This window comes from Enterobacter sp. KBR-315C3_2022, from assembly GCF_041399425.1.
Taxonomy (GTDB): domain Bacteria; phylum Pseudomonadota; class Gammaproteobacteria; order Enterobacterales; family Enterobacteriaceae; genus Enterobacter.
In genome coordinates, this window is record NZ_JBGKEB010000001.1 from 131,099 (window position 1) to 151,010 (window position 19,912).

Consider the following 19,912-nt stretch of genomic DNA (forward strand, 5'->3'; position numbering starts at 1 on the left):
TTATAAAAGCGCCTTTTTTATTTCTGCTGCGACTGCGTGCATAATAAAAAAATATTCTATGGATTTGAGTTACCGGAGGCTTCATGTCACTGCAAAATTTAACGCGCTTTCCCCGGCTGGAATTTATCGGCGCGCCGACGCCGCTCGAGTACCTGCCGCGCTTTTCGGACTACGTGGGGCGCGATATTTTTATCAAGCGTGACGACGTAACCCCGATGGCGATGGGCGGGAACAAATTGCGCAAGCTGGAGCTTCTCGCCGCCGACGCGCTGCGTGAAGGGGCGGATACGCTGATTACCGCGGGCGCGATTCAGTCCAACCACGTGCGGCAGACCGCGGCGGTCGCGGCGAAGCTGGGCCTGCACTGCGTGGCGCTGCTGGAAAACCCCATCGGCACGAAGGCTGAAAACTACCTGACCAACGGTAACCGCCTGCTGCTGGACCTGTTTAACGTGCAGGTCGAAATGGTCGATGCCCTGACCGACCCGGCGGCGCAGCTCGACGAGCTGGCGACGCGTCTGGAAGCGCAGGGCTTCCGCCCGTACGTCGTTCCGGTGGGCGGCTCAAACGCGCTCGGGGCGCTGGGCTACGTGGAAAGCGCGCTGGAAATTGCCCAGCAGTGCGAAGGGGCGGTGAGTCTATCCTCGGTGGTGGTCGCGTCCGGCAGCGCGGGCACGCACGCCGGGCTGGCGGTGGGGCTGGAGCAGCTGCTCCCCGACGTGGAGCTGATCGGCGTGACGGTCTCCCGCAGCGTGGCGGAGCAAAAGCCGAAGGTGGTGACGCTCCAGCAGGCGGTGGCCGGGCAGCTTGAGCTGCAGGCCAGGGCCGATATTTTGCTCTGGGACGACTATTTTGCGCCGGGTTACGGCACGCCAAACGATGAAGGGATGGAGGCGGTCAAGCTGCTGGCCCGTCTCGAAGGCATTTTGCTGGACCCGGTCTACACCGGCAAGGCGATGGCGGGGCTTATCGACGGGATCGCCCAAAAGCGCTTTAAGGATGAAGGGCCGATTTTATTTGTCCACACCGGCGGGGCGCCCGCGCTGTTTGCCTACCATCCTCACGTCTAAAAATCAGGTCGAAGAAGAATAATGCAAGAGAGTATTCAACTGGTTATTGATTCGCTGCCGTATCTGCTTAAGGGCGCGGTGTTTACGCTGCAGCTCAGCATCGGCGGGATGTTCTTCGGGCTGGTGCTCGGGTTCGTGCTGGCGCTGATGCGCATGTCGCAAGTGTGGCCGGTGCGCTGGCTGGCGCGGTTTTACATCTCGGTCTTTCGCGGCACGCCGCTCATCGCCCAGCTCTTTATGATCTACTACGGCCTGCCGCAGTTCGGCATCGAGCTTGATCCGATCCCGGCGGCGATGATTGGCCTGTCCCTGAACACGGCGGCATACACCTCGGAAACGCTGCGCGCGGCCATTTCGTCTATCGACAAAGGGCAGTGGGAAGCGGCCGCCAGTATCGGCATGACGCCGTGGCAAACCCTGCGCCGCGCGATCCTTCCGCAGGCGGCACGCGTTGCGCTGCCTCCGCTGAGCAACAGCTTTATCAGCCTGGTGAAGGACACCTCGCTGGCGGCCACGATTCAGGTGCCGGAGCTGTTCCGCCAGGCGCAGCTCATCACCTCGCGCACGCTGGAAGTGTTCACCATGTACCTGGCGGCGTCCCTGATTTACTGGGTGATGGCGACGGTGCTCTCCGCGCTGCAAAACTATTTTGAGAACCAGCTGAACCGCCAGGAGCGTGATCCGAAATGAGTGCTATCGACGTTAAAAACCTGGTGAAAAAATTCCACGGCCAGACGGTGCTCCACGGCATTGACCTCGAGGTGGAGCAGGGGGAGGTGGTCGCCATTATCGGGCCGAGCGGCTCGGGAAAAACCACGCTGCTGCGCAGCATCAACCTGCTGGAACAGCCTGAGGGCGGCACGATTCGGGTGGGCGATATTACCATCGACACCGCCAAATCCATCAGCCAGCAAAAAGGGTTGATCCGCAGCCTGCGTCAGCACGTGGGCTTCGTGTTTCAGAGCTTTAACCTGTTCCCGCACCGTACGGTGCTGGAGAACATCATCGAAGGGCCGGTTATCGTGAAGGGCGAACCGAAAGACGAGGCCACGGCGCGCGCGCGCGAACTGCTGGCGAAGGTCGGGCTGGCGGGCAAGGAGACGAGCTATCCGCGCCGCCTGTCCGGCGGGCAGCAGCAGCGCGTGGCCATCGCGCGGGCGCTTGCCATGCGTCCGGACGTGATTCTGTTCGACGAGCCGACGTCGGCGCTCGATCCCGAGCTGGTGGGTGAGGTGCTCAACACCATTCGCCAGCTGGCGCAGGAGAAGCGAACGATGGTGATTGTGACGCACGAAATGAGCTTCGCCCGCGACGTGGCCGACCGCGCCATCTTTATGGACCAGGGACGCATCGTTGAGCAGGGCCCGGCGAAGAGCCTGTTTGCCGACCCGCAGCAGCCGCGCACGCGCCAGTTCCTTGAGAAATTCCTGGTGCAGTAGCATTTCTGCTTTAATTTGCTCCAGATTTTTTCTCTGGAGCAAATTATTCTCCCGCGGTTCCCGCTGCCGTGTTTTTTTATTCCAGTCAGAACGAATTAACCCTGTTTAACCTAAAGTTAATCATAATATTGCCGATATTTTATGATTCTAAAAAAGTTTTATGTGATAGGTTATATTCACCATAATAATGATTATCTTTATCAGAGGCTTCATTCAGTAGGTATGAGGGATACAGACTTTTTCACCTGGCGACGGGAATGTTATCTACGATTTCAGGCATTAACCTGTGCCGACGAGGTTTATCAGGAACTTCAGCAGCAAACGCAGCTGCTGGAATATGATTATTTCGCCCTGTGCGTTCGTCATCCTGTACCTTTTACGCGACCTAAGATTTCGATTCATTCCAGCTATCCAAAACCGTGGATGGCGCACTATCGGGCGGAAAACTATTTCGCTATCGATCCCGTATTGAAAGCCGAGAATTTTGTTCAGGGCCATTTGCCGTGGTCGGACGAATTATTCGCCGACGCGCAGGCGTTATGGGATGGCGCGCGCGATCATGGATTGTGCGCGGGAATAACGCAGTGCCTGATGCTGCCGAATCATGCGCTGGGCTTTCTTTCCGTCTCGCGTACTAGCGTTCGGGCTATTGCGATGGCTAATGAGGAAATAGAGCTGCGGCTGCAGATGCTGGTCCAGATGGCATTAACGTCGCTGCTGCGTTTTGAGCATGAAACGGTCATGCCGCCGGAAATGAAATTCAGCAAGCGCGAGCGGGAAATTCTGAAGTGGACGGCTGAAGGGAAGACGTCAGCGGAAATCGCGATCATTCTTTCCATTTCGGAAAATACGGTTAATTTCCATCAGAAGAATATGCAGAAGAAGTTCAACGCGCCGAATAAAACGCAGATAGCGTGCTACGCGGCGGCGACGGGACTCATCTGATCGCAAAATACGTTCTGCGTGCCAGACAAGACAACGGCTGAATGCTTCGCATCCAGCCGTTATTTTTTTACTGGCGGTAGGCTTGTTTAATTTGCTTAACGGTATTGGCGAATACCGCGGACTCAGCCTGGTTTTCCATCTGCGCGATCTGTTTTTCCATCTTAATGATCACCCGGCCTGCATCGGCCTGGCCCATCGCTTGCAGCATGAGCGTCAGGAGTGATTTCAGGCAGTTGACTTCCTGAGCCAGTTCCAGGTTATTCTCGGCCGTGGCGAATTCAGGTGTGCTCATTTATTTTCCTCATTATAAAACAGCGCTCGAGCGCGACGATGAACGTAAGGCGGCGGAGTATACCACAAGGCGTAACAAAAAAAGCAGCGGTTGTTTTTTGTACTTTTCCTCGCTCCGCTTATTTACCACACAGCGTCCACCCGGTAATGTGATCAGCATATAGCATATAAAGTCTATTAATTGTTTATCCGGCGTAGGCGTTCCGTTAATTGTTGTTACAAAAAAATAGAAGGCGCTATTTCTTCTGCCTTCAATGAGAAGGTTTTGTAACTTTTTGAATACAGATGCTTAAAAAGAGTTGTAGGAGCCTGTATTTCGCGGGTTTTGTTTCCAGCATCTGTACAGGCTCATTTCCAGAAACGAGAGCAACGTCCCCTCGCCGAATTTAAACGTTTTAATCTTGGTCCGAAAAACGTTAATATAAACACCATTAGCAGTCAGTAGCGTTATCCCTATTCTGGAGACATTTCCTTTGATCAACGTCCTTCTTGTTGATGACCACGAACTGGTGCGCGCAGGGATACGTCGCATTCTTGAAGATATAAAGGGCATTAAAGTCGCGGGTGAAGCGTGCTGCGGCGAAGATGCCGTGAAATGGTGTCGCGCGAACTCCGCAGACGTGGTGCTGATGGATATGAACATGCCCGGCATCGGTGGTCTTGAAGCCACGCGCAAAATTGCCCGCACGTTTGTCGATACCAAAGTCATCATGCTGACCGTACATACCGAGAACCCGCTGCCTGCTAAGGTCATGCAGGCGGGCGCGGCTGGCTATCTCAGCAAAGGCGCGGCGCCGCAGGAAGTGGTTAACGCCATTCGCTCCGTCTTTGCCGGACAGCGCTACATTGCCTCTGACATTGCTCAGCAAATGGCGCTGAGCCAAATCGAACCGGATAAAACCGAATCGCCGTTTTCCAGTTTGTCTGAGCGCGAATTGCAGATTATGCTGATGATTACTAAAGGTCAGAAGGTGAATGAGATTTCTGAGCAGCTGAATCTCAGCCCGAAAACGGTTAACAGCTACCGCTATCGGATGTTCAGTAAACTGAACATTCACGGTGATGTCGAATTGACGCACCTGGCTATTCGTCATGGTCTGTGCAATGCGGAGTCGTTAGTCAGTCAGTGAGTGAAGTTTTCGATTCAAAAGCGTTTCTAAAAACCGTTACCAGCCAGCCTGGCGTTTACCGCATGTACGATGCTGGCGGTACGGTTATCTATGTCGGGAAGGCGAAAGATCTCAAAAAGCGCCTCTCCAGCTATTTTCGCAGCAATCTGGCCTCCCGAAAGACCGAAGCCCTCGTTGCCCTCATCCAGAATATTGACGTCACCGTAACCCACACGGAGACGGAAGCACTGCTGCTGGAACATAACTACATTAAGCTTTACCAGCCGCGCTACAACGTCCTGCTGCGTGACGATAAGTCGTACCCGTTTATCTTCCTGAGCGGGGACACCCATCCGCGTCTGGCGATGCACCGCGGCGCCAAGCATGCGAAAGGTGAATACTTCGGGCCGTTCCCGAACGGCTATGCGGTGCGCGAAACGCTGGCGCTGCTGCAAAAAATCTTCCCGGTGCGCCAGTGCGAAAACAGCGTATACCGCAACCGCTCGCGCCCGTGCCTGCAGTACCAAATTGGCCGCTGCCTTGGGCCGTGCGTCGAAGGGCTGGTCAGCGAAGACGACTATGCGCAGCAGGTGGAGTACGTACGCCTGTTTTTAGCCGGTAAAGACGATCAGGTGTTAACGCAGCTGATTGCCCGCATGGAGAAGGCGAGCGTCGCGCTGGAGTTCGAAGAGGCCGCGCGCATTCGCGACCAGATCCAGGCCGTGCGGCGGGTCACCGAGAAACAGTTCGTTTCCAATACGGGCGACGATCTGGACGTGATCGGCGTTGCCTTTGACGCCGGGCTGGCCTGCGTTCACGTGCTGTTTATCCGCCAGGGCAAAGTGCTGGGCAGCCGCAGCTACTTCCCGAAAGTGCCGGGCGGCACGGAGCTCGGCGAAGTGGTCGAAACGTTCGTCGGGCAATTCTACCTCCAGGGAAGCCAGATGCGCACGCTGCCCTCGGAGATCCTGCTCGACTTTAATCTGGACGATAAAACCCTGCTGGCGGAGTCGCTTTCTGAACTTGCGGGGCGCCGGGTTAACGTCCAGACCAAACCGCGCGGTGACCGCGCGCGCTACCTTAAGCTTGCGCGCACCAACGCCGCGACGGCGCTCACGACCAAGCTCTCCCAGCAGTCGACGGTTCATCAGCGCCTGAGCGCGCTGGCGACGGTTCTGCAGCTGCCGGAGGTTAAACGCATGGAATGCTTCGACATCAGCCACACGATGGGCGAGCAGACCGTTGCCTCCTGCGTGGTCTTCGACGCGAACGGCCCGCTGCGCGCAGAATATCGACGCTATAATATTACCGGCATTACGCCGGGTGATGATTATGCGGCAATGAACCAGGTCCTGCGCCGCCGCTACGGCAAAGCGATTGAAGAGAGCAAGATCCCGGACGTGATTCTGATCGACGGTGGGAAAGGGCAGCTCGGCCAGGCTAAAGCGGTCTTTGCCTCGCTTGACGTGGAGTGGGACAAAAACCATCCGCTGCTGTTAGGCGTGGCAAAAGGGGCCGATCGTAAAGCCGGGCTGGAGACGCTGTTCTTTGAGCCGGAAGGCGAGGGCTTCAGCCTGCCGCCGGATTCCCCCGCGCTGCACGTCATCCAGCATATTCGCGATGAGTCGCACGATCACGCTATCGGCGGCCACCGTAAGAAACGGGCCAAAGTCAAAAACACCAGCACGCTGGAGACGATCGAAGGCGTGGGGCCGAAGCGTCGTCAAATGCTGCTGAAATATATGGGCGGATTGCAAGGCTTACTCAATGCCAGCATTGAAGAAATTGCAAAAGTTCCGGGTATTTCGCAAGCGCTGGCAGAAAAGATCTACTACTCGTTGAAACATTGAGGGCTCTGTAGCAACATAGAGCTAAATTTTACTGACAACAGACAGTTACCGTCATCATGCAATATAATATCCCTACGTTGCTTACCCTCTTTCGCGTCGTACTTATCCCGTTCTTTGTACTGGCGTTTTATCTGCCGGTTGTCTGGGCTCCCTTTGCCTGTGCGCTCATTTTCCTGATTGCTGCCGTCACGGACTGGTTTGATGGCTATCTGGCGCGCCGCTGGAATCAGAGCACCCGCTTTGGCGCGTTCCTCGATCCGGTAGCAGACAAAGTGATGGTAGCGATCGCGATGGTGCTGGTGGCGGAACACTATCACACGTGGTGGGTGACGCTGCCTGCGGCAACGATGATTGGCCGCGAGATCATCATCTCCGCGCTGCGCGAGTGGATGGCGGAACTGGGCAAGCGCAGCAGCGTGGCGGTGTCGTGGATCGGCAAGGTGAAAACCACCGCGCAAATGGCCGCGCTGGTGTGGATGCTGTGGCGTCCAAACGCCTGGGTAGAGTGGGCGGGGATTGGCCTGCTGTGGGTCGCCGCGGTGCTCACGCTGTGGTCAATGCTGCAGTATTTGAACGCCGCGCGCGGCGATTTGCTTGAACAGTGATCGTTTCGCCGTAATTTTCAGCAAACGATCCGGGGATGCAAAAAATAACGTTGACTCAAAACGTCATATCAGTAGAATGCAACGCATCGAACGGCGGCACGGTTCGCCAGACGATAATGAAATCAAGTGATTAGATAACGCTTGGTGACATGCGGGAATAGCTCAGTTGGTAGAGCACGACCTTGCCAAGGTCGGGGTCGCGAGTTCGAGTCTCGTTTCCCGCTCCAAATTAAAGACATGCGCAACAGCGGGTGTCAGTTTGAAAGATTTACGGCGCGTTAGCAAAGCGGTTATGTAGCGGATTGCAAATCCGTCTAGTCCGGTTCGACTCCGGAACGCGCCTCCACTTTCTTCCCTGGCCGGATGGTGGAATCGGTAGACACAAGGGATTTAAAATCCCTCGGCGTTCGCGCTGTGTGGGTTCAAGTCCCACTCCGGCTACCATGGGAAAAAGCAGAATAATCAAAGCAATAAGCAGTGTCGTATAAACCACCGAAAGGTGGTTTTTTTATGCCTGAAATTCTTGTTCCCGGCATAATTATCACACCCCGCCCAAATACGCCTTCCGCACCTCCTGGTTCCCCAACAGGTCCTCGCCGCTGCCGCTGAGGCGGATTTGGCCGTTGACCATCACGTAGCCCCGATCCGCCAGCTTCAGCGCATGATGCGCGTTTTGCTCGACCAGAAAAATCGTCATGCCGCCGCGGGCCAGTTCCCGCAGCGTCTGGAAAATCTGCTTCACCACAATTGGGGCAAGCCCCAGGCTGGGTTCATCCAGCAGAAGCAGCGTAGGGCGGCTCATCAGCGCGCGGGCGATGGCGAGCATTTGCTGCTCGCCGCCGGACATCGTCATTGCGCGCTGCTTGCGGCGCTCCTTAAGGCGCGGAAACAGATCAAACATCTTCTGCATGTCTTCCGCCGCGTGCGCGTTTCCAATCGGAATGGTCCCCATGAGCAGGTTCTCTTCCACGGTCATGTCCGGAAAAATGCGCCGCCCCTCGGGCGCCTGGGCAATGCCGCCGGAAGCGACGTAGTGGGTGGAGCGGTGGCTAATTTCCTCTCCGCGAAACAGGATCTGCCCGCCGCGGATGCGGGGCTGGCCAAAAATTGACATCAGCAGCGTCGATTTTCCCGCGCCGTTCGCGCCGATCAGCGCCACGGTTTCCCCCTGATTGACCTGCAGTGAGACCTGCTTCAGCGCCTGGATCGCGCCGTAAAACACGTCGACTTCATGAAACTCCAGCATCGGCTCGTTCACAGGGCTACCTCGCTCTCGTCGGTGCCCAGATAGGCGGCGATGACTTTTTCATTATGCTGGATCTCGTCCGGCTTCCCTTCGGCAATCACGTCGCCGTGATCGAGCACGATGATGTTGTCGGAAATGTCCATGACCATCCCCATATCATGCTCAATCAGGAGCACCGTGATCTCATGATGGTCGCGGAGAAAGCGGATGATGCTGCTCAGCTTGTGCGTTTCAACCGGGTTAAGCCCGGCGGCGGGCTCGTCGAGGCAGATCATCTCCGGCCCGGTGCACATCGCCCGCGCGATTTCGAGCCGCCGCTGCTGGCCGTAGGACATCTCACCCGCCAGCCGGTTCGCGCAGTCCACCAGGTCCACCACTTCCAGCCAGTAAAATGCGCGATCCAGCGCGTCGCTTTCCGCGCGGCGGTAGGCGGGGGTGTTGAGTATCCCGGCGAGCAGGTTGCGGTTGACGCGCATATGCTGCGCAACCAGCAGGTTCTCAACCACCGACATCTCGCGAAACAGGCGGATATTCTGAAACGTGCGCGCAAGCCCGGCGCGGTTCACCAGGTGCGTTCCGCCAAACATCTTATAGAACAAGCGCTGCCCAAGCTGCGCAGGGTTGACCCAGTCGCCGGGCTGGAACGCCTGCCCGAGCACCTGAATAACGTCGGTCGTTTTTCGGCGGGTGTTCAGCTGGATAGCGCCGCCGGAGGCCTTATAAAAGCCGGTCAGACAGTTAAACACCGTGGTTTTACCCGCGCCGTTCGGGCCGATAAGCGCGGTTATCGACCCGCGACGCACCTCCAGATTGACGTCATTCAGCGCCTTTATGCCGCCAAAATGCATCATCAGGTGCTCTACCCGCAGTATGGTTGCGTTCATGGCGCCACGCCCTTACGCACGGTAAAACCGCTGCGGTTTATCCTGATCAGGCCGCGAGGCCGCCAAATCATCATTCCCACCATCAGCATGCCAAACAGCAGCACGCGGTATTCCGCAAAGCTGCGCAGCAGCTCCGGCGTGACCGTCAGGACAAACGCCGCCAGCACTACGCCCACGGTCGAGCCCATCCCTCCCAGCACCACGATGGCGAGGATCAGCGCGGATTCAAAAAAGGTAAACGAGGTGGGGTTAACGAAGCCCTGATAGGTGGCGAAGAACACGCCAGCAATGCCCGCCGTCGAAGCGCCCAGCGTAAAGGCCGAAAGCTTCACCAGCACGTGGTTCAGGCCCATCGAGCGGCAGGCAACCTCGTCTTCGCGCAGCGCCTCCCACGCCCGGCCTATCGGCATTCGCGTCAGCCGGTGCTTGATGTAAAGCACCAGCAGCACCACGATGAACAGCACCGCGTAGATGAAGATAAACTTCATGTTGGGGTTATAGGTCAGGCCGAAGAACTCGTGAAACGGCACGCCGCCCTCTTTTGCGCGTCGGCCAAACTCAAGGCCGAAGAGGGTAGGAGGCGGCGCAGAGACGCCGTTCGGGCCGCCGGTAAAGGTCAGCCAGTTATTGAGGATCAGGCGAATAATCTCGCCGAAGCCGAGCGTCACGATCGCCAGATAATCGCCGTGCATGCGCAGCACCGGGAAGCCGAGCAGCGCGCCCGCGGCGGCGGCCATCAGCGCGGCCAGCGGCAGCATGCTCCAGAAACCCAGCCCAAGATACTGATACCCGAGCGCCAGGCCGTAGGCGCCGATGGCGTAAAAGGCGACGTACCCCAGATCCAGCAGCCCGGCGAGGCCGACCACGATGTTAAGGCCCAGGCCGAGCAGGACGTAGATCAGCCCGAGGATGGCGACGGTCAAAACGTACTTGGTGGCGACAAACGGAAAGCAGATCGCAAGGGCGATAATCAGCGGAACAACCCAGCGCAGGCGGCTTTTGTACTCCGGCGGGCGGACGTAAACCCCCGCGCTGTCGGCCTCAAAGCGCGCCTGAAAGCGCGCGCCGGACGGGGTGGCTAAAAATACGCTCAGCAGAAAACGCCCCAGCATCACGATGGCGATGATCCACGCCAGCCGCTTTCCCTCAAAGTTAAAGCTGTAGCCGTCCAGAACAACGCCAGCGACGGGGCCAAAGATAATGAGCGCGATAAGGCCGGAGAAAATCGCGTCCAGCACGCAGCGCTTCAGGGAGAAACCCTCGGATGTTGTCATCTCGCTGTTCCTTATACTTTGGCGACGACGGGGCGGCCAAGAAGCCCCTGGGGGCGGAAGATGAGGATCACGACCAGCAATCCAAACGAGAACACATCTTTGTAGTCGGAGTTCACCATGCCGGAAAACTGCGCCTCGGCGACCCCGAGTATCAGCCCGCCGAGCATGGCGCCGGGCAGGGAGCCAATGCCGCCCAGCACCGCCGCGGTAAAGGCCTTGATGCCGATGACGAACCCGACGTAGAAGTCAAAGGTGCCGTAGTTCATGGTGATCAGCACCCCGGCGAGCCCCGCCATCGCCGCGCCGATCACAAACACCAGCGAGATCACCCGGTCGGTATTAATCCCCAGAATCGACGCCATTTTGCGATCCTGTTGCACCGCGCGGCACATGCGGCCCAGCCGGGTGTGGCTGATGATCCACGTCAGCAGCAGCATGCCCGCAAACGACGCTAATAGGATAAAGATTTTGGTATAGGTGATCTGAACGAACCCCTCTCCCAGATGGACGCGGAACACGCCGTCGAGCATGGTGGGCACCCCCTGCTGGCGCGGTCCCTGGCTGAGCTGGGCGTAGTTTTGCAGTATCAGGGACATCCCGATGGCGGAGATCAGCGGCGCCAGGCGCGTCGAGTTGCGCAGCGGCCTGTAGGCGATGCGCTCGATGGTCCAGCCGTACACCCCCGTCACGACAACGGTGAATACCAGCGTGCCGAGGATAAGCAGGGGGAATGACTGCAGGCCGAAGAACGACAGCAGCGCCAGGCCAATGGCGCAGAGATAGGCGGAGATCATATACACCTCGCCGTGGGCGAAGTTGATCATGCCAATAATGCCGTACACCATGGTATAGCCGATGGCGATCAGCCCGTAGACGGACCCCAGCGTTAACCCATTCACTAGCTGTTGCAGGAAGAATGTACTCATCATCGCGCGCTCGTGTTTTATGCCGCGCGTTGCGCGCGGGCTGCTGCTTATTACGCGTCGGCGGGCGAACCCGTCGACGCTGAGCGTGACTCCGTCCCGTTACTGCACTTCCTTATACTTTCCCTTGTCGTCCCACTGGTACACCACGTAGTCAGACACCTTCAGGTCACCCTTGCTGTCCCACGCCTTTTTGCCCATCACGGTCTCGACGGGATTGGCCTTCAGCCACTCGCTGGCCTTGGCGGAGTCCGTCCCCTTTGTGGCCTTGAACGCGGCGGCGATGGCCTGAATAGAGGCGTAAGAGTAGAGGGTGTAACCCTCAGGCTCGAACTTGCCCGCGCGGAATTTTTCGATAACGGCTTTGCCGTCCGGGATCAGGCGCGGATCTTTACCGAAGGTCATATAGATGCCGTTGGTGTACTGCGGCCCGCCGGCAGCGGTCACCATCTCCTCGTTGACGATGCAGTCGCCGGAGAAGAACTTCGCCTGCACGCCCTGTTCACGCATCTGGCGCACCAGCGGGCCGGCCTCCGGGTGGCAGCCGCCGAAGAAAACAACGTCCGGCTTTTGCGCACCGATTTTGGTGACCAGGGCGTTAAAATCTTTCTCGCCGCGCGACAGCCCTTCGTACATCACGTCCTGCACGCCGCGCTTGGCCAGCGCGGCCTTGGTGGCGTCCGCCAGGCCCTGTCCGTAGGTGTCCTTATCATGGATGATGACCACGCGTTTGGCCTTCAGCTTATCGATAATAAAATCGCTGGCGACCTGGCCCTGCTGGTCGTCGCGCCCGCACATGCGGAACATATCGCTCATGCCGCGTTCGGTGATGAGCGGGTTGGTCGAGCCGGGGGTAATGGCAAGGATCCCCGCATCGCTGTACACCTCCGAGGCGGGCATGGTGGAAGAGGAGCAGAAGTGGCCCACGACGGCCTTCACCTTGTCCTGGTCGACCAGGCGGTTAGCGACGGCCACGGCCTGTTTGGGTTCACAGGCGTCATCGCCCTGTACCAGCTTAATTTTCTCGCCGTTGATCCCGCCCGCCGCGTTAATGTCCTCCGCGGCCTGCGTTGCCCCGTGCCAGTACTGATCGCCATAGGTGGCATTCGGTCCGGTGAACGGCCCGGCGACGCCTATAACAATATCCGCCCGGGCGGAAAACGCCGTCACCAGACACCCGGCCAGCACGAGAGAGAGAGGACTTTTAATAAGTTTCAGCGACATTATGTTGTTCCTTAGCAAAGAGGTTTTTGCACTACGGTCTGTACCCGAGCGCCTGACGGCGTCGTCAATCCAAAAACAAAAGCAAGAACAAAATGCACTTGAGCGGGACACAGTTATCAGCCTGCTTATTACGGCGAGGTTTCCTTGTGCATTTCGGCACGTAAAACAATAAGCAAGAATGCTGCCAGAATGGCCAACCGCAGAGAGCGGGTTGCGACACGTTGAGTATAGAGCGCCGTTTTGCGCGGCCCTGCGGAAGAGAATGAAATTACAGCGGAGATCACATCTCGTTAACAACGATGCCCATAAGTTGTGCAAGCGTCACGGTTTGCACATATATGCAGCAATAAAGGCCTAAACTTCAGATAGGCATGCGGGATGAACTGTGTCAGGATCGTTTCCTTTTTTTATCAGGAGTGACAGCAATGACGGAAGGCCCATTAAATGAAAGCGAAATGGCGTGGCTGGAAGAGACGTTAATGTCCTACGGCCATGACGACGCGTCCGTGATTGACGTGTCCGAGCTCGACGGCATGCTCACCGCAGTGCTTTCCGGCCCGCGCGTGGTTGAGCCGGATACCTGGCTGGTTGCCGTCTGGGGCGGCGAGAAGCATATCCCGCGCTGGAAAAACGATCGTGAGATGAACCGTTTTATCGATCTTTGCTTTAAGCATATGAACGATATCGCCGAGCGTCTGAGCGAGTATCCGGATCAGTTTGAGCCGATGTTTGGCTTTAACGACGTGGACGGGCAGAGCTTTACGGTGGTGGAAGAGTGGTGCTATGGCTACATGCGCGGCGTTGCGCTGACCGACTGGTCTGCGCTGCCGGACGCGCTGAAGGCGGATCTCGAGGCGATTGCGCTGCACGGCTCGGAAGAGTACAGCGAGACGCTGGACGAGCTGACCGAAGAGGAATACACAGCCAGCATTGAACGCATTCAGCCAGCGGCGCTTCGCCTGTACAACTACTGGGTCGAGAATCCGCAGCAGCCCGAGGCGCAAAAGCCGATCGTTAACGGCGCGAAGGTCGGGCGTAACGATCCGTGTCCGTGCGGGAGTGGGAAGAAGTTTAAGAGCTGTTGTTTGCACTGAAAAAATACGGGGCGCATGATGCGCCCCGTATTCTTACCCCACTTCCGGCAGCAGCCCCGCTGCGATCAGGAACTGCACCAGAATAATCACCACGCCGCAGGCGAACACGATGCACAGCAGCGGCTTGCCTCCCGCCACGCGGTAGCCTTGCTCAGGATGCTGCTGGCGGCTTTTCCACGCCAGCAGAGAAGGCAGCAGCAGGGCCAGCACGGACAGCGCCACGCCCGCATACCCCAGCGCCATCACAAACCCGCGCGGGTAAAACAGCGCAAAGGCCAGCGGCGGCAGGAAGGTGATCGCCCCGGTCTGTAAACGTCCGGCAACGGTGTTGCGGCGCTGGAACAGGTCGGCCAGATAATCAAACAGCCCCAGCGCCACGCCGAGGAAAGAGGTGGCCAGCGCCAGATCGGCAAACAGATGCACCGCCAGCTCAACGTGAGACGACGTCACCACGTTGCGCAGCGCCACCAGGAAACCGTTCAGCCCGGAGTGCTCCGCCATGAGCCCAACGAAGGTTGACGAGTCAATGCTGCCCAGCGTCACCAGCTGCCAGAAGATATAGGCGATCAGCGGGATCGCGCTGCCGATAACGAACACGCGGCGCAGCTTGCGGATGTCGCCGTTCATGTAGCTGACGATGCTCGGCACGCTGCCGTGGAAGCCAAACGAGGTGAAAATCACCGGGATGGCGGAAAGCGCCAGCCCTTTTTCAAGCGGCAGCGTCAGCAGGTTGACCTTGTGCACGTGCGGCGCGAGCAGGGCCAGCATCACCACCAGGAAAACGATCTTGGCGCTGAACAGGAAGCGGTTGAACAGATCGACCAGCGACGTGCCGACGCAGACCACGCCGCCGCCGATAAGGGCGAACAAAATGGCCCCGGTTGCGGGCGAGAGGTCAGTACCGAACCCGTCATTAATGCTCGACGCAATCAGCTCCCCGGCGCCGCTGATGTAGGCCGCGGTCAGCGCGTACATCAGGAACATCATGCTGAAGCCCGCGATCCACTGGCCGTAGCGCCCTAGGTAGCGCGCGGCGAGCGATCCCAGCCCGGTATCGGCCGGAACGTGCTGATAAACCTCCAGCAGCAGCAGGGCGGTGTAGCACATCAGCGCCCACAGGCCGCCCAGCAGCAGTAATGTCACACTAAACCCAACGCCTGCCGCCGCCAGCGGCATCGCCAGCATTCCTGCGCCAATCGTCGTACCCGCAACGATAAAAATACTTCCCAGGGTTCTGTTTTTCACGCTTTCCTCTACATCGGGGCCATATCACGACCAAATCTGCGGCGCAGAGTAAGGGAAAAGTGCACAGTCGTCAAATCAGCGTTACAACGCGTGTAACGATAAAATTACAGTGTTGAGGCGGACCCGAAAGGCGGGCGATGAGGGTGAATTTACTGTGAGGGAAGGAAGATTCAATGCGAAAAATAAAATGTGGCGGCATAAATAAAAACGGTGCTGCGAAAACAGCACCGTTTCATTATTAATTCTGGGTATCGAGCGTAGCCAGTTCTTTATCGATGAAGTAAAGACCTTCGCCGGATTTGCCCGCCAGAGACAGTTTATCCAGCACGGATTTAAACAGCTTCTCTTCTTCATGCTGCTCGGCAACATACCACTGCAGGAAATTAAAGGTTGGATAATCCTGGCTGGTCATGGCGGCGTGAACAAGCTCGTTAATTTTTTGCGTAATGAGCTGCTCGTGCTCGTAGGTCGCGCGGAACAGCTCGTCAAGCGAACCGTATTCCGCGAAGGGAGACTGGACCGTTTCGATGCGTGGCAGGCTGCCGGTATCCGTCAGATAATCAAAGAGACGCTGCATGTGCGTCATCTCTTCCTGCGCGTGGCGGCGCAGAAACGCGGCGGCGCCTTCAAAGCTGTGGAAGCTGCACCACGCGCTCATCTGCTGATAGAGCAGAGAAGAAAACAGCTCAAGGTTCATTTGCGCATTAAGCTTGTCGATCATTTCATTTTTCAGCATGGTGAAGCTCCGGTTTATTATTTCTGAATTACGATGAGCGACACTATAATTTGTTATTTAATTATTTGCAAAAAGTAAAATAAATAGTTTTTTATTAAAAATACGAATGGGAATAAAACGCATTAACGAGCTATCTTATTTATTAATGCGAATTACTTCCGTTCTTAATAAGCATAACCGCCAGCGGGCGCTGGCAGCGTTTATTAATACCACGGATTGCTGGCTGCAGGGTTAACGGCATAGCCCGAGCATTTGTACTGGATGGTGACGGTGTCGTTCAGGCACACGGAGCCGCTGGTCAGGCTGCAGGTGGTGATGGGCTGCCCGTAGGCGGACGCGGTGGCATAGCCCATGCTTTGACAGGCCTTGGCCGCGGTGCCGTTGGTTACATACTCATCGTATCGGGCGTTTTGCAGCATCGCCTGGCCGTAGTCGAGCCGAACGATGCCGTTTGGCGCATCCATGCTGCTAACTTCGGCCTGACGGGTCACGCTGCAACCCGCGAGCAGCAGGAGGGCACCGGCAACGAATAACGTTTTCATATGTCGCTCTTGATAAAGGAAGATACGCTATCGTACCCGCAGACGTCCGGCACAATGGCAGGAATAGCCGGACAATCTGCCCTCTCTCTTTTTAACGGGAAGACTAATCGGCCATGCTGTCAAAAATCTCCCTGAAGCGCTGATGGTGCAGGCGGAACAGGGCGATCAGCTGCGGGTCGAAATGCCGCCCGGCCCCTTCCAGGATCAGCTCGCAGGCGCGCTCGTGCGTAAAGCTCGGTTTATATACCCGCTTTTGCCGCAGCGCGTCATAGACGTCCGCCACCGCCAGTATCCGCGCCTCGAGCGGAATGTGCTCGCCGCGCAAGCCCTGCGGATAGCCGCTGCCGTCCCATTTTTCATGGTGGAAGTGAATAATATTTTCGGCCACCGCGCCCAGCCCAAGCCCCTGAATGATGCGCCAGCCCTTGAGGGTGTGGAGCTTCATCTCCTCAAACTCTTCGGCCGTGAGCGGCCCTTGCTTGCGCAAAATGCGGTCCGGCACGGCAATTTTGCCCACGTCGTGAAGGGAGGCGAAATGTTCGATATCCCGAATCATCCTGCGCGAAAGGCCCAGCTCGCGCGCCATCAGGCCGCAGTACTGCGCCACCCGCTGAATGTGGCTTCCGGTTTCGTCGTCGTGGGCGCGGTTAACCTTTTCCAGCGCCTGCACGATGTTGCGGTTCACGATGCGGTTCTGTCGGATATGGCGGCGCATCATTAACAGCATGACGAGGCTGAACAGCACCGTTATCAGCAACATCACGCTGATAATCTTCAGCGTATTGCGGGTGAGTTCCGGAAAGGCGCGCTGCTCTTCACGCCGTTCAATCTGCGTTCGAAATTCAGAGAGGCGATGGATTTGCGAAAGCAGCGTAAACAGCGGGTGATCCGGCTGCACCCACGGGCCAATGATAAATTCCGTGCGCGTCACGCCGGCCACCTTCAGCACGCCGCGGAATAGCTCGTTGCCGCGCAGCGACGACTCCAGGGAGCTGAGATCGCCGAGGATGTAATCGATTTTGTTATTTTCAATGGCATCGATAAGCGCGTCGACGCTGCGGCGCGTCACCACGATCGCGTCGTTGCCAAACCGCTGGCGCAGGTAGGCGGCGGAAAACGATCCTTCCAGCACGCCGACGCGCTGGTTGCGCACGCTCTCTTCATCCCACAGGAAAGGCTGGCCGATGCGGTTGTAATAGGCGTTATGCCACGCAACGTCCGGGCCGATGCGCCCGGCGGCGTGCTCCGGGCTGGCGCTTTCGGCGATGTCCACCAGGCGCACCGGCCAGGCCTCGCGGTGCAGCGCGCGGGTGTAATTATCAACGTAGTGAACGTCCACCGTCAGGCCCAGCAGGTCGCGCATGTCGTTAATCAGGTCAATGGCCGTTCCGTGATAGCCCTGGCGGTCCTTCCAGATGAGCGGCGCGAAGTTTTCGTTTTTCGGCAGCGTGACGTCGAGCCGATGGGTTGCGATCCAGCGCTTTTCCGTGGGCGAAATGACGATGCGGCTCAGCAGATAGTTCCGCCTGCTCTCGTCGAGGGACGTTTGCAGCTCTCCGCTGCGGTGCCATTCGGCGATGACGGTGTTTATTTTGTCTCGCAGGGGGAGCAGATCCGGGCTAAAGCCCAGCACGACCGGAATACGCAGCTCGGGGAAGGGGCGGGAGATGAGGTAATAGCGTTGGGTGTTCTCCATCTCTGAGGCATCGTTGATGTAAAAATCCGCCTCGCGATCGGCAAGCAGCTTAAACGCCTCATCGCTCGACGAGACGAGCCTCAGCGAGCGAAACGCGAGGTTGGGGTAGCGCTGCTGCACGCCTTCGAGCGTGGCGTCGTCCCGGCGAAACAGAACGCGCGCGTGGTTGAGCTGCTCCGCGCTGGTCACCGTCATCGACGGGCTTGCCGCGACCACTTCATTATCGAACAGGCGAGCGGAAAGCGTTTTCGTTTTCGCGCGCGTCTCCGTTCGCAGTACCCCCGCGTAGATGCCGTAGTCGTCGTGGGCAAAGCGCTGCCCGATATCGCTGCCCGATAGCGGCTTCAGCTCAAGGCGCGTGCCGAGCTTCTTATTGATGGCGGCGATCAAATCGGGGTAGAAGCCGCGCAGCTCGCCCTGCGGCGTGCGCCAGGATTCGAAATCATTGGCGTCATAAATCCAGACGGGGACCGGCTTATCTGGCTCAGCGGCATGAAGAAACGGGCAACAGGCCCAGAATAAGGAAAAGATAAAGAGCAGTGAGACGGTGCGTGGCTTCCCGCGTCGCAGATTCACAGGTATCCCCATGTGTCATTATTGTCTTGAGATGAAGTCTAGCTAAGTGCGACGGCTCGGGAAACTGTGAGCCTATCTTAATTTTTTAAAACATCTTTTCATCTAATTTGAAAGCTTGTTTGGATGGTAGTAAGGTGATGGCGAAAAGGTATCCAAAGCGGGAACTCCCGCCACGCATTCAGGAGAAACGAATGAAAATTGCACTGATGATGGAAAACAGCCAGGCAGCCAAAAATGCGATCGTCCTTAACGAGCTCAGGACCGTCGCGGATGAAAAAGGCTTCCCGGTTTATAACGTGGGCATGAGCGACGAGAACGATCATCATCTGACCTATATTCATCTGGGCATTATGGCGAGCATTCTGCTCAACGCAAAGGCCGTAGATTTTGTCGTAACGGGATGCGGCACCGGGCAGGGGGCGCTGATGTCCCTGAATATCCACCCCGGCGTCATCTGCGGCTACTGCATCGATCCGGCCGATGCGTTCCTGTTTGCCCAGATCAACAACGGCAATGCGCTGTCGCTGCCGTTCGCCAAAGGGTTCGGCTGGGGCGCGGAGCTGAACGTGCGCTTTATCTTTGAAAAGGCGTTCACCGGCCGCAACGGCGAAGGCTACCCGCCGGAGCGTAAAGAACCGCAGGTGCGCAACGCCGGTATTCTGAACCAGGTTAAAGCGGCTGTGGTGAAAGAGAACTACCTGGACACCCTGCGCGCTATCGATCCCGAGCTGGTGAAGACCGCAGTATCCGGCCCGCGCTTGCAGCAGTGCTTCTTTGAAAACTGCCAGGACAAAGAGATTGAAGCGTTCGTTCGCGGCATTGTCGGTTAAATAACCTCCGCCGGGCGGCGCTGCGCCGTTCGGCATATACCCCCTCGTAGTCACTCCACTCCGCCGTAACCTATCCATAAGTGTGATGTGTATCACAAAAAGATTGATTTTTGTGATGATGGTCATATTATAAGCGCAAAGACAATAACACCTGCACACCACGTTACCGGAGTACCATCATGAAACTGCGCAAAATCCTGAAAAGCATGTGGGCGAACTACTGCAAAACCTTTAAGGATGTCCCACCGGGCGCCATGTTCTGATGAAAAAACCTGCTTCGGCAGGTTTTTTTGTGCCTGCGCCCGGCGCAGGGGAGATGTTAGGGCGCGCGTT

Annotated in this window: 20 protein-coding genes and 3 tRNA genes; 13 read left to right on the top strand and 10 right to left on the bottom strand. The window is 57.4% G+C overall.

Features of this window, described 5'->3' with window-relative positions:
- Window positions 1–83: 83 nt before the first annotated feature.
- The 4 genes from dcyD (at window position 84) to sdiA (ending at window position 3,454) form a co-directional block, all read left to right on the top strand.
- Window positions 84–1,070: a D-cysteine desulfhydrase gene (gene dcyD, locus AB8804_RS00700; protein ID WP_371181995.1), complete on the top strand. Its 987-nt coding sequence runs from the start codon at window positions 84–86 to the stop codon at window positions 1,068–1,070.
- Between the two features lie 21 nt (window positions 1,071–1,091).
- Window positions 1,092–1,760, top strand: a complete 669-nt coding sequence (gene tcyL / locus AB8804_RS00705; protein WP_371181996.1) for a cystine ABC transporter permease — start codon at window positions 1,092–1,094, stop codon at window positions 1,758–1,760.
- Window positions 1,757–2,509 (top strand): L-cystine ABC transporter ATP-binding protein TcyN, encoded by a 753-nt coding sequence (gene tcyN / locus AB8804_RS00710; protein WP_371181998.1) that lies wholly within the window; start codon window positions 1,757–1,759, stop codon window positions 2,507–2,509. The genes tcyL and tcyN overlap by 4 nt, the downstream gene beginning before the upstream one ends.
- Before the next feature lie 222 nt (window positions 2,510–2,731).
- Entirely contained in the window at window positions 2,732–3,454 is a 723-nt protein-coding gene (gene sdiA / locus AB8804_RS00715) for a transcriptional regulator SdiA (RefSeq protein WP_371182783.1), read from the top strand.
- Between the two features lie 67 nt (window positions 3,455–3,521).
- On the opposite strand, the gene AB8804_RS00720 is transcribed toward sdiA, so the two are convergent.
- Window positions 3,522–3,746: a DUF2594 family protein gene (locus AB8804_RS00720; RefSeq protein WP_112010614.1), complete on the bottom strand. Its 225-nt coding sequence runs from the start codon at window positions 3,744–3,746 to the stop codon at window positions 3,522–3,524.
- A 472-nt stretch (window positions 3,747–4,218) separates the two neighbouring features.
- On the opposite strand from AB8804_RS00720, the gene uvrY reads away from it, so the two are divergent.
- The 6 genes from uvrY to AB8804_RS00750 all read left to right on the top strand — a co-directional run bounded on the left by uvrY (window position 4,219) and on the right by AB8804_RS00750 (window position 7,753).
- Entirely contained in the window at window positions 4,219–4,875 is a 657-nt protein-coding gene (uvrY, locus tag AB8804_RS00725) for a UvrY/SirA/GacA family response regulator transcription factor (RefSeq protein ID WP_371182000.1), read from the top strand.
- On the top strand, window positions 4,872–6,704 hold the full coding sequence (uvrC, locus tag AB8804_RS00730) for an excinuclease ABC subunit UvrC (RefSeq protein WP_371182002.1): 1,833 nt from the start codon (window positions 4,872–4,874) through the stop codon (window positions 6,702–6,704). Before uvrY ends, uvrC begins: the two co-directional genes overlap by 4 nt.
- Before the next feature lie 56 nt (window positions 6,705–6,760).
- Complete coding sequence (pgsA, locus tag AB8804_RS00735) at window positions 6,761–7,309, top strand: CDP-diacylglycerol--glycerol-3-phosphate 3-phosphatidyltransferase (RefSeq protein WP_112010617.1); 549 nt, start codon at window positions 6,761–6,763, stop codon at window positions 7,307–7,309.
- Window positions 7,310–7,460: 151 nt separating this feature from the next.
- Window positions 7,461–7,536, top strand: a tRNA-Gly gene (locus AB8804_RS00740).
- Between the two features lie 45 nt (window positions 7,537–7,581).
- Window positions 7,582–7,655: transfer RNA gene (locus tag AB8804_RS00745), tRNA-Cys, on the top strand.
- An 11-nt stretch (window positions 7,656–7,666) separates the two neighbouring features.
- Window positions 7,667–7,753: transfer RNA gene (locus AB8804_RS00750), tRNA-Leu, on the top strand.
- Window positions 7,754–7,850: 97 nt separating this feature from the next.
- On the opposite strand, the gene AB8804_RS00755 is transcribed toward AB8804_RS00750, so the two are convergent.
- The 5 genes from AB8804_RS00755 to AB8804_RS00775 form a co-directional block, all read right to left on the bottom strand.
- Entirely contained in the window at window positions 7,851–8,567 is a 717-nt protein-coding gene (locus tag AB8804_RS00755; RefSeq protein ID WP_371182005.1) for an ABC transporter ATP-binding protein, read from the bottom strand.
- The gene (locus AB8804_RS00760; protein ID WP_371182007.1) at window positions 8,564–9,439 is read right to left on the bottom strand and encodes an ATP-binding cassette domain-containing protein; all 876 of its coding nucleotides are present in this window, start codon (window positions 9,437–9,439) and stop codon (window positions 8,564–8,566) included. The genes AB8804_RS00755 and AB8804_RS00760 overlap by 4 nt, the downstream gene beginning before the upstream one ends.
- Complete coding sequence (gene livM / locus AB8804_RS00765) at window positions 9,436–10,713, bottom strand: high-affinity branched-chain amino acid ABC transporter permease LivM (protein WP_371182009.1); 1,278 nt, start codon at window positions 10,711–10,713, stop codon at window positions 9,436–9,438. Before livM ends, AB8804_RS00760 begins: the two co-directional genes overlap by 4 nt.
- Window positions 10,714–10,724: 11 nt before the next feature.
- Window positions 10,725–11,639 (bottom strand): branched-chain amino acid ABC transporter permease LivH, encoded by a 915-nt coding sequence (locus tag AB8804_RS00770; protein ID WP_371182784.1) that lies wholly within the window; start codon window positions 11,637–11,639, stop codon window positions 10,725–10,727.
- Window positions 11,640–11,738: 99 nt separating this feature from the next.
- On the bottom strand, window positions 11,739–12,860 hold the full coding sequence (locus AB8804_RS00775; RefSeq protein ID WP_371182011.1) for a branched-chain amino acid ABC transporter substrate-binding protein: 1,122 nt from the start codon (window positions 12,858–12,860) through the stop codon (window positions 11,739–11,741).
- A gap of 425 nt (window positions 12,861–13,285) precedes the next feature.
- Here AB8804_RS00775 and AB8804_RS00780 point away from each other — a divergent pair, with 425 nt between their 5' ends.
- Window positions 13,286–13,954, top strand: coding sequence for a YecA family protein (locus AB8804_RS00780; RefSeq protein WP_371182013.1), 669 nt, complete (start codon window positions 13,286–13,288; stop codon window positions 13,952–13,954).
- 33 nt (window positions 13,955–13,987) lie between these two features.
- Here the strand turns inward: AB8804_RS00780 and tyrP are convergent, their stop codons facing one another.
- From tyrP to AB8804_RS00800, 4 genes are all read right to left on the bottom strand, one after another.
- Entirely contained in the window at window positions 13,988–15,199 is a 1,212-nt protein-coding gene (gene tyrP / locus AB8804_RS00785) for a tyrosine transporter TyrP (RefSeq protein ID WP_371182015.1), read from the bottom strand.
- Window positions 15,200–15,437: 238 nt separating this feature from the next.
- Complete coding sequence (gene ftnA / locus AB8804_RS00790) at window positions 15,438–15,935, bottom strand: non-heme ferritin (RefSeq protein ID WP_371182017.1); 498 nt, start codon at window positions 15,933–15,935, stop codon at window positions 15,438–15,440.
- Window positions 15,936–16,138: 203 nt separating this feature from the next.
- Window positions 16,139–16,477 (bottom strand): YecR family lipoprotein, encoded by a 339-nt coding sequence (gene yecR / locus AB8804_RS00795; RefSeq protein ID WP_371182019.1) that lies wholly within the window; start codon window positions 16,475–16,477, stop codon window positions 16,139–16,141.
- Between the two features lie 103 nt (window positions 16,478–16,580).
- The gene (locus AB8804_RS00800) at window positions 16,581–18,749 is read right to left on the bottom strand and encodes an HD domain-containing phosphohydrolase (RefSeq protein WP_371182021.1); all 2,169 of its coding nucleotides are present in this window, start codon (window positions 18,747–18,749) and stop codon (window positions 16,581–16,583) included.
- Between the two features lie 191 nt (window positions 18,750–18,940).
- Between AB8804_RS00800 and AB8804_RS00805 the strand changes: the two genes are divergently transcribed.
- Window positions 18,941–19,579, top strand: a complete 639-nt coding sequence (locus AB8804_RS00805) for an RpiB/LacA/LacB family sugar-phosphate isomerase (RefSeq protein WP_371182023.1) — start codon at window positions 18,941–18,943, stop codon at window positions 19,577–19,579.
- Between the two features lie 179 nt (window positions 19,580–19,758).
- Complete coding sequence (gene azuC / locus AB8804_RS00810; RefSeq protein ID WP_112010680.1) at window positions 19,759–19,842, top strand: stress response protein AzuC; 84 nt, start codon at window positions 19,759–19,761, stop codon at window positions 19,840–19,842.
- Window positions 19,843–19,912 lie beyond the last annotated feature (70 nt).

What these genes read in the sequence shown, in the direction of transcription:
- dcyD (WP_371181995.1), top strand. Translation starts at nt 84, where the DNA reads ATGTCACTGCAAAATTTAACGCGCTTTCCCCGGCTGGAATTTATCGGC.
- tcyL (WP_371181996.1), top strand. Translation starts at nt 1,092, where the DNA reads ATGCAAGAGAGTATTCAACTGGTTATTGATTCGCTGCCGTATCTGCTT.
- tcyN (WP_371181998.1), top strand. Translation starts at nt 1,757, where the DNA reads ATGAGTGCTATCGACGTTAAAAACCTGGTGAAAAAATTCCACGGCCAG.
- sdiA (WP_371182783.1), top strand. Translation starts at nt 2,732, where the DNA reads ATGAGGGATACAGACTTTTTCACCTGGCGACGGGAATGTTATCTACGA.
- AB8804_RS00720 (WP_112010614.1), bottom strand. Translation starts at nt 3,746, where the DNA reads ATGAGCACACCTGAATTCGCCACGGCCGAGAATAACCTGGAACTGGCT.
- pgsA (WP_112010617.1), top strand. Translation starts at nt 6,761, where the DNA reads ATGCAATATAATATCCCTACGTTGCTTACCCTCTTTCGCGTCGTACTT.
- AB8804_RS00760 (WP_371182007.1), bottom strand. Translation starts at nt 9,439, where the DNA reads ATGAACGCAACCATACTGCGGGTAGAGCACCTGATGATGCATTTTGGC.
- livM (WP_371182009.1), bottom strand. Translation starts at nt 10,713, where the DNA reads ATGACAACATCCGAGGGTTTCTCCCTGAAGCGCTGCGTGCTGGACGCG.
- AB8804_RS00770 (WP_371182784.1), bottom strand. Translation starts at nt 11,639, where the DNA reads ATGAGTACATTCTTCCTGCAACAGCTAGTGAATGGGTTAACGCTGGGG.
- AB8804_RS00775 (WP_371182011.1), bottom strand. Translation starts at nt 12,860, where the DNA reads ATGTCGCTGAAACTTATTAAAAGTCCTCTCTCTCTCGTGCTGGCCGGG.
- AB8804_RS00780 (WP_371182013.1), top strand. Translation starts at nt 13,286, where the DNA reads ATGACGGAAGGCCCATTAAATGAAAGCGAAATGGCGTGGCTGGAAGAG.
- ftnA (WP_371182017.1), bottom strand. Translation starts at nt 15,935, where the DNA reads ATGCTGAAAAATGAAATGATCGACAAGCTTAATGCGCAAATGAACCTT.
- yecR (WP_371182019.1), bottom strand. Translation starts at nt 16,477, where the DNA reads ATGAAAACGTTATTCGTTGCCGGTGCCCTCCTGCTGCTCGCGGGTTGC.
- AB8804_RS00805 (WP_371182023.1), top strand. Translation starts at nt 18,941, where the DNA reads ATGAAAATTGCACTGATGATGGAAAACAGCCAGGCAGCCAAAAATGCG.
- azuC (WP_112010680.1), top strand. Translation starts at nt 19,759, where the DNA reads ATGAAACTGCGCAAAATCCTGAAAAGCATGTGGGCGAACTACTGCAAA.